Source organism: Flavobacterium granuli, from assembly GCF_900129705.1.
GTDB classification, from domain to species: Bacteria; Bacteroidota; Bacteroidia; order Flavobacteriales; family Flavobacteriaceae; genus Flavobacterium; species Flavobacterium granuli.
On record NZ_FQWO01000005.1, the window covers coordinates 26,805 to 42,240 of the forward strand.

15 protein-coding genes are annotated in these 15,436 nt (G+C 36.5%); 14 read left to right on the forward strand and 1 reads right to left on the reverse strand.

Going from position 1 to position 15,436, the window contains the following annotated elements:
• Positions 1-26: 26 nt before the first annotated feature.
• Entirely contained in the window at positions 27-542 is a 516-nt protein-coding gene (locus tag BUB25_RS08265) for an RNA polymerase sigma factor (RefSeq protein WP_072942885.1), read from the reverse strand.
• A gap of 258 nt (positions 543-800) precedes the next feature.
• On the opposite strand from BUB25_RS08265, the gene BUB25_RS08270 reads away from it, so the two are divergent.
• From BUB25_RS08270 to BUB25_RS08335, 14 genes are all read left to right on the forward strand, one after another.
• A complete protein-coding gene (locus BUB25_RS08270) occupies positions 801-1,844 on the forward strand; it encodes a hypothetical protein (RefSeq protein WP_072942887.1) in 1,044 nt (347 codons plus the stop codon).
• An 89-nt stretch (positions 1,845-1,933) separates the two neighbouring features.
• Positions 1,934-2,710, forward strand: coding sequence for a zinc metalloprotease (locus tag BUB25_RS08275; RefSeq protein WP_072942889.1), 777 nt, complete (start codon positions 1,934-1,936; stop codon positions 2,708-2,710).
• 32 nt (positions 2,711-2,742) lie between these two features.
• On the forward strand, positions 2,743-3,324 hold the full coding sequence (locus BUB25_RS08280) for a porin family protein (RefSeq protein WP_072942891.1): 582 nt from the start codon (positions 2,743-2,745) through the stop codon (positions 3,322-3,324).
• 377 nt (positions 3,325-3,701) lie between these two features.
• Positions 3,702-4,709: a LacI family DNA-binding transcriptional regulator gene (locus BUB25_RS08285; protein WP_072942894.1), complete on the forward strand. Its 1,008-nt coding sequence runs from the start codon at positions 3,702-3,704 to the stop codon at positions 4,707-4,709.
• A gap of 71 nt (positions 4,710-4,780) precedes the next feature.
• Positions 4,781-6,175: an alpha-L-fucosidase gene (locus BUB25_RS08290; RefSeq protein WP_139256893.1), complete on the forward strand. Its 1,395-nt coding sequence runs from the start codon at positions 4,781-4,783 to the stop codon at positions 6,173-6,175.
• A gap of 46 nt (positions 6,176-6,221) precedes the next feature.
• On the forward strand, positions 6,222-9,227 hold the full coding sequence (locus tag BUB25_RS08295) for a glycoside hydrolase domain-containing protein (RefSeq protein ID WP_072942898.1): 3,006 nt from the start codon (positions 6,222-6,224) through the stop codon (positions 9,225-9,227).
• 297 nt (positions 9,228-9,524) lie between these two features.
• Entirely contained in the window at positions 9,525-10,280 is a 756-nt protein-coding gene (locus BUB25_RS08300; protein ID WP_072942900.1) for a LuxR C-terminal-related transcriptional regulator, read from the forward strand.
• Between the two features lie 102 nt (positions 10,281-10,382).
• A complete protein-coding gene (locus BUB25_RS08305; RefSeq protein WP_170066890.1) occupies positions 10,383-11,582 on the forward strand; it encodes an outer membrane protein assembly factor BamB family protein in 1,200 nt (399 codons plus the stop codon).
• A 10-nt stretch (positions 11,583-11,592) separates the two neighbouring features.
• Positions 11,593-12,909 (forward strand): hypothetical protein, encoded by a 1,317-nt coding sequence (locus BUB25_RS16585; RefSeq protein WP_072942905.1) that lies wholly within the window; start codon positions 11,593-11,595, stop codon positions 12,907-12,909.
• 86 nt (positions 12,910-12,995) lie between these two features.
• Complete coding sequence (locus tag BUB25_RS08315; RefSeq protein WP_072942907.1) at positions 12,996-13,382, forward strand: hypothetical protein; 387 nt, start codon at positions 12,996-12,998, stop codon at positions 13,380-13,382.
• A gap of 5 nt (positions 13,383-13,387) precedes the next feature.
• On the forward strand, positions 13,388-13,846 hold the full coding sequence (locus BUB25_RS08320; RefSeq protein WP_139256894.1) for a hypothetical protein: 459 nt from the start codon (positions 13,388-13,390) through the stop codon (positions 13,844-13,846).
• Positions 13,847-13,961: 115 nt separating this feature from the next.
• On the forward strand, positions 13,962-14,432 hold the full coding sequence (locus BUB25_RS08325) for a hypothetical protein (RefSeq protein WP_139256895.1): 471 nt from the start codon (positions 13,962-13,964) through the stop codon (positions 14,430-14,432).
• Positions 14,433-14,659: 227 nt separating this feature from the next.
• Positions 14,660-14,932 (forward strand): hypothetical protein, encoded by a 273-nt coding sequence (locus tag BUB25_RS16425; protein ID WP_139256896.1) that lies wholly within the window; start codon positions 14,660-14,662, stop codon positions 14,930-14,932.
• A gap of 30 nt (positions 14,933-14,962) precedes the next feature.
• Positions 14,963-15,424 (forward strand): hypothetical protein, encoded by a 462-nt coding sequence (locus BUB25_RS08335; protein WP_072942915.1) that lies wholly within the window; start codon positions 14,963-14,965, stop codon positions 15,422-15,424.
• The last annotated feature ends 12 nt before the right edge of the window (positions 15,425-15,436 follow it).

Consider the following 15,436-nt stretch of genomic DNA (forward strand, 5'->3'; position numbering starts at 1 on the left):
AAATTACCCTACAGCTAAATGACTAATTATATGTTTTCTATTTGGGCTTTTAAAATTTGCAGCGCTCCGGACATTCTTTTTTCTACCGTTTTTTGAGAAATATCGAGTAACTCAGCTATTTCCCGATACTTTTTTCCATCTATTCTATTCAATAAAAATACTTCCCGCTGTGCTTCGCTCAATGATGCGATTGCTTTGGTGAGTTTTTGTTTGAATTCTTCTTCTTCAAATTGATATTCGGGACTTTGATTAGTAGTATCTAAGTTAGGCGCATCTTTAGCATACTTCAATACCACTTTTTGATGCTTTATGTTATTCAGGAATAAATTAGTAATGCTGGCAAACAAATAGGTTTTGACTTTACTAAAGTCAATTTTGGAACAATTCTCCCAAATTTTGGTAAACGCATCTTGCACCAAATCCAATGCAGCTTCATCATCACCACATTTGTAATACGCAAAGTTAGTGGCTGATTGCAGCTGCTTTAAGTAAAAGTCTCTAAAGTGAGTTTCGTCGCAAAGGGTACTTTTTTCGTCGCTCATGGAGTATTAATTCATTTTTTGTAGGTTGTAAATGTAAATTATTTTTTCAAAAAGCAATTAGCTTACTAATAATTGCTTTTTCAAGAAAAATATTTAAAATTTTAATATATTGATTTATAGTATTTTACAAATTCATTTGTAAAATTTTATATTTTTTTTAAAATTTCCGTAGGGTAAAAATAAGCCTAGTTGTCTTACTAATAGAAAGGCGCTAAAAATATCGCTTGTAAATATAAAAATACATTAAATTTGAAAATTATGAAAAAATTAAAAATCGTTACCGGAATTGCATTGATGGCTATCTTAGGTTTTACATCATGCCAAAGTGAAGTTGATGACGTACAAGGAGAAAATCCAAATACAAATTCAGCTAATTCAACGACAACAACTAATCTGAAACGTACGTCAATGTACGATGGTTCATTTGATGATTTCTTGGATGGAGCCTCTTGTTCATCTATTGTATTACCAGCAACAGCAACGGTCAACGGGACAAAGCTTACACTTTTTAGTCAATTGGATTACCAACAGGTCCTTTCTATTTTTGGACAGTTTAATAATGACCAGGATACCGCTGTATTGCAATTTCCTTTCAAAGTTAAATTAAGTAATTATACGGAGGTTACAGTTAACAATCAAACCGAATATAATGCAATTCTTAATGCCTGTTCATCAGCGGAAGCTTCCAGTCAAAATGCTATTTCTTCGGTAAATATCAGCTTTCCCATTACAATTTTAACCTATAATTTAAGTTTACAACAAACAGGAAGTATTGTTATCACATCCAAACAACAATTATATGCGTATATGTCTAATGTAAGCAGCACGGAATTATATTCAGTAAACTATCCGATTTCAGTGACAATTGCGGACGGAACAAAAATGACAGTTTCCAGTGATGCTGAATTACAAGCAGCTATTACTGCATCATTAAAAACAGAAGCAGCGATAGCAGCAGCAGTTGAAAACAGAAAAAAATTAGAAACGATCTTGGTTAACGGAAAGTTTAAAGTAGATTCTTATATAAGTGCAGGAGTAAACTCAGCGACAAATTACAAAGATTTCACGCTAGATTTTGCAAATAATTTATCGATAACTGCCGTAAATCTATTGAATACAACTGTAAACGGAACTTATGCGCTAAGCTCGGAAGTAGATGTTTTTCTAAAACTAAACTTTTCAGGGAATGCTTCGTTTGCTTTATTGAATAATACTTGGAAAGTAACAAGTTTTACCGCTTCGACAATCACATTGCAAAGTTCTACTAATGCGGCAGTAACATTAGTATTCAAACAAATATAGCTGGATTTAAGTGGGTTGATTACTAAGAACAGTTGCTCAAAAACAGTGTAGCTGTTCTTATCTAAATGAACCTAATAATAAAGATAATAATGAAAAAAATACTTTCTATACTGGCGATTGCTTTGTTACTCCTAGTAACTTCCTGTTCAAAAGAAGAGGATCCCATAGACAACTCAGTTGCAGTAAATCCGAATACGAATAAACAGCAAACAGGAAGTTCTGCGAACGATTTATTATCGGATAAAAAGTTCAAGAGCATACTTATTGAAATCGTGTATGTAGCCGGTTTTGAACCAAGCAGCACAGCTATTAATAATTTTGTAAACTTTCTTACAGCAAGAACATACAAACCAAATGGCATTAGTGTTATAAAACGTTCTATACCATCTCCGGGAAATTCTCCTTATACCAATGAGGAGATTGTAAGTATTGAAGATGCAAACAGAACAAAATACAACACTTCGGATCAAATAGCAGTTTGGGCATTTTTTGCAGATGGGAAATCTTCAAAAGACACGGATACCTCAGTTATTCTTGGAACGGCTTATAGAAATACTTCTTTTGTTATTTTCGAACAAACGCTTCAAGCTTTAAGCGACAGTCCTTTTGAACCCAACAGAAGTTTATTGGAAACAACTGTAATTACCCATGAATTTGGACATATTCTTGGATTGACAAACCTTGGTACAGTCTTGCAAAGCAATCACGAAGATGCAGCACATCCAAAACATTGTGTTGAGAAAAGCTGTTTAATGTATTGGTCTTCAGAAACAGGAGGCGGTATTTCGAATATGGTTTCAGCTGGCGCAGCCCCACAATTAGACGCGCAATGTATTGCAGATCTTCGTGCCAATGGAGGAAAATAAAAATATAATTTTAATAATCAAAAACAAAAAAGATGAAAATAAAACAAATAACAATAGCTTTATTCTTTGGTATAATAGCAACGATGAATGCGCAGGACAATGCGATTCCCAAATCGAGTGGAGGGATAAAAGGAGGTTATAATTTAGCAGCCGTAAGTTTTGACGGAGATGGGGAAACGGGACAACGACATGGTTTTCATATAGGAGTTTATGGCGAGTCTTTTATTAGCGAAAGCTTTTCTATTCAACCTGAATTAATGTATTCACAGCAAGGATACGAAATAACAAATAGCAGTGGGACTTTTACGCAAAAATTAGATTACATAAACTTGCCATTCATGCTTAAAGCCTATCCTTCTAAAAATTTCTTTTTGGAAGCGGGTCCACAGATTGGATTAGCAGTTTCGCATAAAGAAGAATACGATGGCCTTTTTAGTAGTTCACAAGAATACGACCCTAATAATTTCGATTGGGGAATGAACTTTGGTGGTGGATTTAAAACAGATTCGGGAATCAGCTTAGGAGTTAGATACCATCTGGGTTTAGGAGATTTATATGATCAGGGGAAAGCACACAACAGAGTTTGGCAGTTTTCTATAGGTTTTGATTTATAAACTTGATGGAATATAAAAAACTAATCTAGCTGCTGTTGGTATGTATTTTATAAAATTATAAAATGCTGTTTTATAAACCTTTATTAGTGTCTGATTCATAAAAAAAACAATCTTCGGGTTGTTTTTTTTTTTATGAATCATCAAGCTGTTTTCCGGATACGTGTCTCGATAAACCACAACTCACGACTCACGATTCACAACTCACAACTCACAACTCACAACTCACGATTCACGATTCACGACTCACGACTCACAACTCACGACTCACAACTCACGACTCACAACTCACGACTCACAACTCACTCTAAAATATTTCTTGTTTTTACTCAAAATGCTCACGTGAGTTTTATATATTTGGATTTCAAAAAAAGCGGCAAATGAAAAAATACGTTACCATAAAAGATATTGCTAAAGAACTTAACATACATCATACAACCGTTTCGCGTGCTTTGCGAAACAGTGCATCGGTCAGTAAGAAAACTAATGATTTAATCTGGGAAAAAGCTACCGAATTGGGCTATAAACCGAATCTTATTGCCCAGGGATTCAGAAATAACAGCAGTAATACCATAGGAATCTTGGTTCCGGATTTACAACACTATTTGTTCTCTAAATTCATATCTGAATTTTCTAATCTAGCCCATCAATCCGGATATTCAGTGATGGTTTTTCAATCCAGTGACAACTATGAAATTGAAAAGGAAATTGTCAACATTTTAATAAATTATCGGCTTGCAGGACTCATCTGTTCCATATCAAAAGAAACAAGAAATGGCGAGCATTTTAATTTGCTGAAAGAAAGAGACATCCCCTTGGTCTTTTTCGACCGAATCCCAGAAGATATCGCATCCTCCCAAGTAGTAGTCAATAATTTCCAGGGCGCTTACGATGCCGTAAATCTGATGATCAGGAAGGGCAAAAAACGAATTGCTCTGATTTCAACTTCAAGCCATATTAATGTGTTCCGAGACCGATTGAAAGGATATAAACAGGCATTAGAGGACAATCATCTGATTTTTGATGAAGCGCTTTTTATAGAACAACCCAGCCATTGTATGGACGATGGATATGAGGCAGCAGAAAAACTAATGGACTTAGCAGAAACTCCTGATGGGATATTAGCCGTATCAGATGATGCTGCCATTGGTGTAATCAAGTATTTGAAAAAGAGGATGATCCGTATTCCCGAAGATATTTCGGTAGTAGGCTTTGATAACGGGCCAATGTGTATTGCCTGCGATCCGGAGCTAACAGTCGTCAGCCAGCCAATTTTAAAATTGACTCTGGGCTGTTTTGAGCTTTTGATGAATCAGATAAAGGGAAGCAGCTCTCACTTTGAAAAGAGAACAATAGAAGGGGAAATAATTTTGAGAGAATCGACTTGATTTTTTTTAGCTGTCAATGTTCAACTCAATTAATAATAGCCGCTGCTACAAATACTAACCAAATAATACAAATGAAAACACAACAAAAAAATAAGACAAATAATTTTCTTTCGAATCTTTTAAAATCACTAATGCTGACTTTACTTCTTTTTGCAAACCTTTCAATTGCTTTGGCACAAAAAAAAGAGAGGAACCTCAAAGTGAAAAATGAGGTAAAATGGTTTACAGATGCACGATTCGGAATGTTTATCCATTGGACCCCATTGGGCGCAGTCAACCAGGAAATTGGATGGTCTTGGGGGCGTGAGCTTGCTGCAGCCGACTATCAAAAAATGTGCAAAGAATGGAATCCCACCAAGTTTGATGCCGACGAATGGGTGCGTATCGCCAAGAATGCCGGTATGAAATATATCGTTTTTGTGCCAAAACATCACGATGGCTTTTCCCTTTGGGATACAAAAGCAACCGATTTTAATATCATGAACACTCCTTATGCTCAGGATGTTTGCAAACAGTTATCCGAAGCCTGTGAAAAGCAGGGGATAATCTTTTGCACCTATTATTCCATTGCTGATCTTCACCAAAATGAATGGTCAAAAATGTGCTGGGTCGAAGATACCGTTTTTGAACCTGTAAAAGGAGGGATGGATGCCTATCTTGAATTCGTAAAAAAACAATGCGCTGAGTTGATTCAAAAATACCATACCAAGAATTTTTGGTTCGATGGTTTCTGGCATTCCGAATGGTATGATAATCCAAAATACCGAAAAGAACTTTCGGATTATTTAAAAAGTTTAGATGCCAATATAATCATGTCACGCCTACAAATGCCTTCTAAACCCGTTGGCGGTCAATGGGATGACGGTTGGGATTTTGAGAAGAATGTTGGAGACTATCACAGCCGTGAAGACCACGGAGGAAAAGAATGGGAAAACTTGTATTACAAAGGGCCTTGGGAATTTTGCTCCAGCGTTGCTTATCCTAATTATTCCTATAATTCGAATATGAAATTTAAAACCGCCAAAGAATTAATTCAAACCATGGTTAAAATAGCCGGGCGAAACGGGAACTATTTATTGGATATGGCGCCAAGACCCGATGGCAGTGTCGATGATACACAGAAAAGATTATTCAGTGAAATTGGGGATTGGATGAAAACCTATGGCGAAACGATTTATCAAACCGAAGGCGGTCCTTATCTGCCGCTAAAAGGAGACTTTGTGAGCACACGAAAAAATAATAAAATATACCTGCATCTTTTAAGCGGACAGACATCGATCACTCTTCCTGCCTTTGACAACAAAATCCTTTCGGCAAAAATATTCCAAACGGCAGCGAAAGTGAAATTTAAAAAAGAAAATGGCAAATTCATTTTCGCCGTTCCGGCAAATTACAAGAATGAAAATGATCTGATCATCGAATTAACAATAAAAGGCGCAGCTGCCGATATCGCTTTGATGGAGTAGCTTCCATCTGATAAAAGAACTTTGTACGTTTTAAAATTCATAAAAAATGAAAAAATATTTGCTGTTAATAGCTGCAATGCTAGCACTGGGATGTTCCTCTAAAAAGCCTAATGGACAAACAGCCTTCAAAGCTTTTGCTCCGGACGGTATTCCATTTGTCGTTGCCGACTCCGCATTTATGCCTGACAGCAAAGGAAATCACCGCGCTGTCGTGAAGATCAGTAAATCAGATTTGGATGCCGTAGTGGCAAGCATTCCCTGGCGCCGTCCAGACCTGCGTCCTGAAACCAAAAAAGTGGTGGTTTACGGTGTCCAAACGGGCAAGGAAGTGCTGAATGTGAAAGTATTGGAATTCTCATCTGAAAATGGCAAAATCGCTTTTCAACCGCAAGCCGGCGAAACCGATTATTACGTTTATTATCTGCCGTATAAATTCCGAAAAGGCTGGGATGATGCCCGCTATGGCCAACCATGGAACGACTATCTGGCTCCAATCTATAATGCCGACCCAAGCTGGTTAGCATCGGTAGAAAAGAACAAAACCACACTTCCGGAGGCTAAAGTAGAACGCATCGAAAGTCGTTCTGATTTTGATGCCTTTAGCTCGATGGGCCTGATTGCTACGGCAAAGGAGAAGGCCTCAATCCTGGAAAAACACAAGGACAATTACTTGGTTTATACCGAGGACAGGGCATTTCCCATCCGCTTGCCTTATACTATTCCTGCATCTTGGGCAAAAAAAACACCGGCCTTGTCCTTCGAAGGCCAAGCGGCAAAAAATGAGTATTACACTTGGCAAATTGGACTTTGGGCGGTGAAGACCGATCTCAAAAATGTTAAGCTGACATTCAGCGATTTTACATCTGGAAAAAGCAGAATTAGCAAAGACTCCATTACTTGCTTTAATCAGGGAGGGACAAATTGGGACGGAAAACCCATCAGTTTTGAGGTGAATGTGCCAAAAGGAAATGTGCAGGCCTTGTGGTGTGGCATACAAATTCCGCAAAATGCAAAAAAAGGAGAATACACCGGAACAGCCACTTTGACCGCTGAAGGCGAGAAACCTAAAGAAATAAAAATAACAATCCATGTGGATGACACCATTTTAGCTGATAAAGGTGACAGCGAAACATGGCGACACTCTCGCCTGCGTTGGTTAAACTCTACTATTGGCCTAAACGACAAGCCTGTTACGCCATACAGCGATATGAAAATGGCAGGAAACAGCATCTTAGCATCTGGAAAGACGCTTGTGCTTAGTAAAAACGGACTACCAGAGCTTATAAAAATAAACGACCGTCAAGTCTTGGCAAAGCCAATAAGTTTTGAAGTGCTAACTGCAACGGAGACCATAGTATTTACTGCTGATAACCTGAAAATACTACAGGAATCAAGCGGTAAAATAACATGGACCGCTTCGTCGGTGCAGAGCGGTTTGAAATTTTCCTGTGATGCCGCTATGGAATACGATGGAAATATAACATACAACATTCAATTAGCAGCAACTGACAAAGATGTGGCTGTGCTGGATGTTCGCTTAAATACGGTTTATGCAGCTGAATCCTCGGACTATTTTATGGGAGCTGGATTTGGTGGAGGCCAGCGTCCCGAAAATCACAGCTGGGATTGGAAAGGGCCTTATGACAGCTACTGGATCGGAAGTGATAAATCAGGCTTGCATGTCGAGTTTACTGGTGATGTATATCACGGCCCGCTTATCGCCGACTATAAGCCTGGACCGCCAAAAAATTGGTCGAATGAAGGAAAAGGGAGAATTACCGAAACGGGAAGCCTGGGACAGCAGGCCACTTTGATTGCTGCTACAGCTGCAATTACCATCACCAAAGAACCCATACAATACGGCTTGCAATTATTGATAACACCAGTTCGCCCAATAAATACGGCCAAACATTTCTCTGAACGCTACTATCATTCCGACCCGAAAGATTTTACAAAAGCGGCCGAAGAGGGAGGCGCAAATATTGAGAATATTCATCATGCGCGCGAACTTAATCCTTATATAAATTATCCATTTATTGTACAGGATTCGCTTATTAAGCACATCGAAGACCAGCATAAAGCCAATCGAAAAGTTAAACTGTATTATACCGTTCGCGAATTAACCACGCATTGTACCGAAATCTATGCCTTGATGAGTTTGAAAAACCAGATTTTTACAAATGGTGTAGGCTATGGTCTTCCTTGGGAGACAGAGCATCTGATTGACGGCTATCAGCCGGCATGGTACACTGAATTACCAAATCAAAATTCAGATGCAGCTTTAGTATTAGTGGGTGCCTCGCGTTGGGTCAATTACTATTTGGAAGGCTTGCGCTGGATGCTCGAAAATTATAAAATCGACGGCATCTATATGGACGATGTGTCATTTGACAGGCCGGTAATGAAACGGATGCGCAATATTATGGAGCAATACCGCCCCGGCGCTTTGATTGATTTACATTCCAATACGGATTACTCGAAAGGACCAGCCAACCAATATGCGGGCTTCTTTCCTTATATAGATCGTTTGTGGCTTGGCGAGCATTTTTGGTATAACAAGATGACTCCCGAGGAGTGGTTTGTTACCGCTTCCGGAATTCCTTTTGGGCAAATGGCCGAGATGCTTCAAGATGGGGGGAACCGCTATCTGGGAATGCTTTATGGCGAAACCGCACGCGATGCTTATGGCGAGTTTTCGCCACGCCCGGTTTGGAATCTTTGGAAAAACTTTGGAATAACCGACGCTAAAATGATAGGCTATTGGGACAAAGAATGTCCCGTTCAAACGAATCACAAAAATGTAAAAGCAACAACCTATGTAAAAGCGAAACAAACGCTTGTTTCCATTGGCAATTTTGGAGATCAAGATCAGCAGATTAAGCTTTCTTTTGATTGGAAGGCTTTAGCTTTAGATCCAACAAAAGTTACCATCGAAGCGCCCGAAATCAAAGACTTTCAGGAAGGAAAAACTTTTAAACTAAATGATGTCATTTCAGTAAAAAGCAAACAAGGCTGGCTGCTGATTTTAAAAGAAAAGCCCGCCCTCCATTGACCGTTGTCCGACCACGAAACCCCACAACTCACAACCCACAACTCATAACCGACAACTCACATCTCACGACTCACGACTCACGACTCACGACTCACATCTCACGACTCACATCTCACGACTCACATCTCACGACTCACAACTCACGACTCACAACTCACGACTCACAACCCCACATCTCGATCTTGTATAATTGAAAATGGATTCAGACTTCAAATTATCTATAAAAAAAATAAAAAGGATTTCGTATAATTTGTGTTTAACATTTTTTTATGTTAATTTGTTGATTAAATCCTGTCTATGACTTCTCAAATACAAAAACTTTATGATGTTTGGCTTTCTAATAGAACGGCCATTACGACTTCCCCGGCTCAAATATCTTTTGATGATTTGACCAATTCGATTATTAGTACGGGGGCATTTTCCTTTTTTATTATCGATTTTTTTGACATGTCGCTTTCGCATATCAGTCCTTCTTTTTATGAGATACACGGCTTTGATCCGGAGACCATATCCTTTAATGATATATTGGGAGCCATCCACCCCGAAGACATAGACTTTGTTGTAAAAGCCGAGGCCTTTTTAACCCATTTCTTTTCGGAAAAAATAAGTCGCGAAAAATTGTTAAGCTATAAAATTAGTTACAGCTACAGAGCCCGCTTAAAAAATGGAAAATACGCCTTATTCAACCATCAGGCTGTAATGCTTTCTATCGATGACCATGGCGGATATGGAAAGTCCTTGAATATCAACACCCGTATCGATCATCTCAGTAATTCGAATACGTACAAAATATCGCTTATCGGTCTAAACGGAGAACCTTCTTTCATGACTTTAAGTCTCGATGAAGAAAATCAGGATTTAATAGAATTTTCCAAAAGAGAAATTGATATTATTAAACTGATCAGCAATGGCTTGAACAATGTCGAAATCGCAGAGAAACTATTTATCAGTCCCTTAACAGTAAAGAAACACCGCAATAACATTCTGACCAAATCCAATTCTAAAAATACAGCCCAACTGATAAAAAATTGTATTTTTCAGGGATTGATCTAGTTTTTTTGAGCAATAAATACTCCTTTTGGGGTATTCTTTTGATTTATATTTATGTTATTTTTGTTCAGAATTAAAGGACAGAATCAATCTAAAAGGAATGGCATGGTCAAAAAAAGTCTCTCTTTCTTCCCTTTGCATTGTTGCTTTCTTTTAGTTAGCCTCACTGTTTTTGCTCAAACAGCAGTTTACAAGTCCAATTTCGTTTTTAAAGATTTTCAGGTTCAGGAACCTTACGGTTCGTTACTTATTTCGGGCAACAAAATCCTTTTCAACGCCGGAAATTACAAGATCTATGCTATTGCCAAAGACAGCCTAAAACCTATTTGGGAAACGGACATAGTCTCGAAATCGAATGCACCGCCTTACCTGCATAAAAACACTTTCATTTATTCGAATTATGAAAAAGGAACGACGACGATAGCACAATACGACTTGGATACAGGCGAAATAATTAAAAACCTCTCTTTAAAAACCATCAATTCAAAACCTTATTTTGCAAACAATACTATGTATTGTACAGCAGTTACCGATGGCGGTAAACTGGTCGCTTACCATCTGGAGGATAATAAAATAATCTGGCAAAAAAACATAGGACAAGGAGTCGATTTTCAGCCTGCGTATTTAAAAGACAAGATCATTGCCAATGCCGAGGACGACAATTGGTTTGCCATCGACTACAACGGAAACTTCCTCGAAACAAGATCTAAAAAACGCACTTCTATCGATAGCACACAGTTTTTTGTAAGAAACTATAAATTCCTGACTCATGACGGCAGAGAAATCACCCAGGATTTTTTAACCAAAAACCAGTTGGCCAATGCTGAATATCAAACCAGAACCAGCGACAGCCACACTTTTATACTCGCCGAAAATCAACTTTTAGTATTGGGCAACAACAGAAAGAAAGTACTGCAATTGGATCTGGAAACAGCATTTCCTACCGATAATTTTGCCTATGATGCCTACAGTTCAATTCTAGAAACTCGTACCGAAAGTGCGTGGTTTTGCTACCAAAACTATTTAATACATTACGATTTTGCGAAGAAAAAACTCCTCCGAAAAATTGATTTGACCCGTTGGAATCCCCACCAAGTTGAATTAGACAACAGAACAATTTGGCTGATTTCTAAAAACGATGGGCTATTATACGGATTGGATTTTGAACCCGACCAAAAAACTGCAGATTTCATCAAAGCAAAAGCCGAAATGCAACGGGAAATACACAATCCTAAACCACCGGATAAAAAAAGGATTGAAGCGGCGAAAGCGGCAGAAGAGAAATTTAAAAATAAGAACAACTAAAAATTAAACGATGAAAAAACTAATTACTATTTGCTTTTTTATGGCAGCTATATTTTCAGTAAATGCGCAAGCACATATTTCTAAGGGAGATTATAAATGTTTATTGGTACCGAACAGTGGGAATGGACTGGGAGGCATTTCATGTCCTGCTTGTCAAGTAAAATTAAAGAAAGAAAAAGAAGCTAAAGCCGCTGAAGATAAACGTCGATTAGATGCCGCCTATGCCAAAGCAGAAGCCGATAAAAAAGCACGGGAAATAGCACGAAAAAAAGAACTAGCTGAGCAAGCAGAAAGGAATAAAGTAACAGAAGTTTTTATAACTATGCCATCAAGTACTAATTCTAATACTGACTCGAATAGTAATACTTCATCAAGTAGTAGTAGTAGTAGTAGTAGTAGTAGTAGTAGTAGTAGTAGTAGTAGTAGTAGTAGTGCAGAAACAACAACCAGTGATACTTCTATTTACAATAATATGTTTGTAAAAGAAAATATACGAAAATACAATGAACAAAAAGCACTTGAAAATGCAGTTACTGGTGTAGTAGATCTATTTACGCCTTCAGCAGAAGAATCAGAAAGAAAATCACAAGAATATTTACGAAAAATAGAACACAAAGCAGTGTTAGGCAAATCATTGGAACAGAAGATTGAACAAGCCAAGAATGGAGATGACCAGAGTTACTATGATATTTATTTAGCTTATGAATATTCATTTCCAAAAGACGCTAGGTATTATAGAAGATTAGCTTATTCTACGGGCAATGCTTCTGTTTTTAAAAAGGAAAAACGCTTAGAAAATAATAGTGCGAAAGGTTTGTTTATAGGTATTCAATCTGGAGAAGTTTCTCCTGCAGGTATAAGTTTTATAGAAACAACCAATAATTTTGGTTTTGTTATGAGTTTTAGAGCGTCTATTAAAAAATCGTTTGGAGACCCCTCAAGGGAGAAAAAAGGGCCAAATAATAGATCTACATTTACAGATACTCAAGGAAATACTTACACATTCATAAGTGAAGCAACTAAGAACGAACAGGGAAGATATACGCTTTCTTTAGGTTCAAGTTATCATATATTCAAACCTTTATTTATTTATGCGGGTGTTGGATTTGGAACTGTAAATACTTTTTCTTACCAGAAAAAAGTAGACACATACAATAAAGTAGAAACTGTTAAAATGGATGAATCTTTTCTTGGCGGCTCTACTGATGCAGGAATAATTATAAAACTGGGGCGACGAATCGCTATTAATGGAGGAATATCATTCATGAATCTAAAGTATCCCGAATATGTGGCAGGATTAAGTTTCAATTTTTTTCCTGAGAAGTAATCAATACTCTTTAAATAACATTAAGACAGCAAAAAAACATTTTTTTATATAACCTAAATACTTAACCCTTTTTAATTCTTTTATTTATGAAAACAAATTTAATAAAACGTTTACTTTTTGTATTACTAATTCCAATTTTAATTTCTTCTTGTGAAGCAGATACAAGTGGGTATGGCAATTACATCATTGGTGTTAGTAATGCCAGCAGTAAAAAGATACAAATGGAAGTAGTTCTGGATGGTCAATCACAAGGGATATTTTTTGTTATGGCAGGACAACAGGGTAATTACAGTTCTCTTTGTAACGATCTTGTTCATGCTGCGAATTTGGACAATGTGAGAATTTTAACCTTTGTTTCATCAGGCAAACATAAATTAAAACTTCAAGATTTCGATACTAAATTCGTTTTCATTGAAACAACATTTGAAATGAAGGCAGATGATTGTATATCTCAACAGTTTAATTTAAATTAAAAAAAATGAATACTAAAAGGAATCTTTTACTAACGGCTATAGTATTAGTAATAACAATGAGTAGCTTTATTATAAAACCCAAATCGATTACAAATCAAGTGATAATCTATGGATTGGTTTATAGCAATCAATGCAATTCAGACGCTTATGAGTTTTTCTCTTCAAAACTTGTCGATGTAAATAATTATTATCAAGAACAGAAAGATTTAGAAGCATATCTAAAAAGCGAATATCCGAACGCAAAGAGAATTAAAATGGGGTCTTCTAAGTATGATTTTGGAGCTACAGCATCAAATATGTGTGTCATTAAATGGAAAGGAGGCACTACTAATTGTTCTTATGATGTAGTTTCAGTTCATTTTGGAACAACAGAAACTGATGCTTTAAACAGGGCTATCAAACATAAAAATATGTGGGGAGGATCCAACGTTAGCTATTCAATTATGACTCAAAAATATTGGTAACAATTAACTAGGTGCAATTTTAATCAGTTGCACCTAAATATTTTTAAATAAATAATTTCAATAATTTTATTATATAGAAAAATCCAGACAATAAATGCCACGAATCAATTTTGCAATGAAAAAACAATTCACATTTTATTGGTTTTTATTGATAGGTATTGCTTCTACCAATGCCCAATCCCCAAAATCCGACTTTCACAAAACGGTCGATAACATCAATGCGATTATCAAAGCAAATCCGCTGGCTTATTATATATCCAATAAACAATACGATGGGCATATAACAAAAATAAACGCATCTGAACAAGGGATCCTGAGCTTTACTGACAGCATTCCTGAACCAGAAATCACAACCGAAGTTCCACAAAAAACCATGCTTATTTCTGATTGCTGTCCTCGAAAAAACTCCAGAACGCTGGATTTGTTTGCTATAAAAAAATGGGACATTCATTTCCCTTATGCTGATCTAAAAGATAAAAACAATGAAATATATGGTCGATTTATTGGTTTAAAAAAAACTGATTTAGAGAAGCTAAGAGAACAGTTTAACAAACTGACCACTTTGTGCAAAAAAAACAACAACTAAACAATAAACGGATCTCTCTATTTCTTGACCAGTTAAAAGTTTAAAATATGATGAAACGCTTTCTACTTTATATGTTTTTAACACTCCCGTGCATTAGTCAGGCGCAATCAAAAGCTGTGCTCGAAAAACAAATCAAAAACACCTTGAGCTATCAACATATAAAGTATAAATCATTTGGGAAGGATTCACAAATAAACATCTACCAGATTGAGTTTAATGATTGCACAATGAGTTATCCCATTTTCAAAAAAAACGGGAACAAGACAGAACGATTTACGGTTAGAATATTTTTTCCTGGGATTTCTAAAATTACAATGACCAAAAACAAAGAAGGATATTACGTCATTACTTTTACGACCAAAGGAAAAAGTATTATAAAAGAATATCCAGACGGAAAACTAATTCACGTAAAAACGCAGCTTATTCCATTAGAAACTGAAAATTGGAAAACATTGCACTATTTTGAAAAACTGAATCAAATTTGTCTTAGCCGTAAATAATTCTAAAGATTCATTAACATTTTTTTTAAAATGAGAAGATACATAATAGTTTACCTTATCCTTTTTATTCCAGGCAATGCATTTGCTCAAATTGATAAAATTGTGGGCAATTGGGTGGAAACTAAATGTGTTCGTACAGATACTTTAGATAGTGGAAGAGATGAATTAAACAAAGACTGGAAAGCGTATACAAAAGGGTATAAAACCCTTGATCCAAAAAAGTATACTCATAGTTATTATATTATTCCTGAAGAAGAGGATAAATTAAAATTAACAATCACAAAAGAAGAAGATTTCTTTTGGGCAACTGATGGTAAGAAACTAAAAGAAAAAATTATTTATAAACCTGATTTTAAAGAGTATCTTATTACTATAAAACAGTATGTTGGATCTTACAGTTATATTGTGAAATATGATGCCGAAACGGATAAATTATTGTTTTTGAATTATCGATATGAAGAAATTTCCAGTGAATTTGAGAGAAAAAAATAACCAACAAAAAGA

What these genes read in the sequence shown, in the direction of transcription:
- BUB25_RS08305 (WP_170066890.1), top strand. Translation starts at nt 10,383, where the DNA reads ATGGTCAAAAAAAGTCTCTCTTTCTTCCCTTTGCATTGTTGCTTTCTT.
- BUB25_RS08315 (WP_072942907.1), top strand. Translation starts at nt 12,996, where the DNA reads ATGAAAACAAATTTAATAAAACGTTTACTTTTTGTATTACTAATTCCA.
- BUB25_RS08300 (WP_072942900.1), top strand. Translation starts at nt 9,525, where the DNA reads ATGACTTCTCAAATACAAAAACTTTATGATGTTTGGCTTTCTAATAGA.
- BUB25_RS08295 (WP_072942898.1), top strand. Translation starts at nt 6,222, where the DNA reads ATGAAAAAATATTTGCTGTTAATAGCTGCAATGCTAGCACTGGGATGT.
- BUB25_RS08335 (WP_072942915.1), top strand. Translation starts at nt 14,963, where the DNA reads ATGAGAAGATACATAATAGTTTACCTTATCCTTTTTATTCCAGGCAAT.
- BUB25_RS08325 (WP_139256895.1), top strand. Translation starts at nt 13,962, where the DNA reads ATGAAAAAACAATTCACATTTTATTGGTTTTTATTGATAGGTATTGCT.
- BUB25_RS16425 (WP_139256896.1), top strand. Translation starts at nt 14,660, where the DNA reads ATGAGTTATCCCATTTTCAAAAAAAACGGGAACAAGACAGAACGATTT.
- BUB25_RS08270 (WP_072942887.1), top strand. Translation starts at nt 801, where the DNA reads ATGAAAAAATTAAAAATCGTTACCGGAATTGCATTGATGGCTATCTTA.
- BUB25_RS08265 (WP_072942885.1), bottom strand. Translation starts at nt 542, where the DNA reads ATGAGCGACGAAAAAAGTACCCTTTGCGACGAAACTCACTTTAGAGAC.
- BUB25_RS16585 (WP_072942905.1), top strand. Translation starts at nt 11,593, where the DNA reads ATGAAAAAACTAATTACTATTTGCTTTTTTATGGCAGCTATATTTTCA.
- BUB25_RS08320 (WP_139256894.1), top strand. Translation starts at nt 13,388, where the DNA reads ATGAATACTAAAAGGAATCTTTTACTAACGGCTATAGTATTAGTAATA.
- BUB25_RS08275 (WP_072942889.1), top strand. Translation starts at nt 1,934, where the DNA reads ATGAAAAAAATACTTTCTATACTGGCGATTGCTTTGTTACTCCTAGTA.
- BUB25_RS08285 (WP_072942894.1), top strand. Translation starts at nt 3,702, where the DNA reads ATGAAAAAATACGTTACCATAAAAGATATTGCTAAAGAACTTAACATA.
- BUB25_RS08280 (WP_072942891.1), top strand. Translation starts at nt 2,743, where the DNA reads ATGAAAATAAAACAAATAACAATAGCTTTATTCTTTGGTATAATAGCA.
- BUB25_RS08290 (WP_139256893.1), top strand. Translation starts at nt 4,781, where the DNA reads ATGAAAACACAACAAAAAAATAAGACAAATAATTTTCTTTCGAATCTT.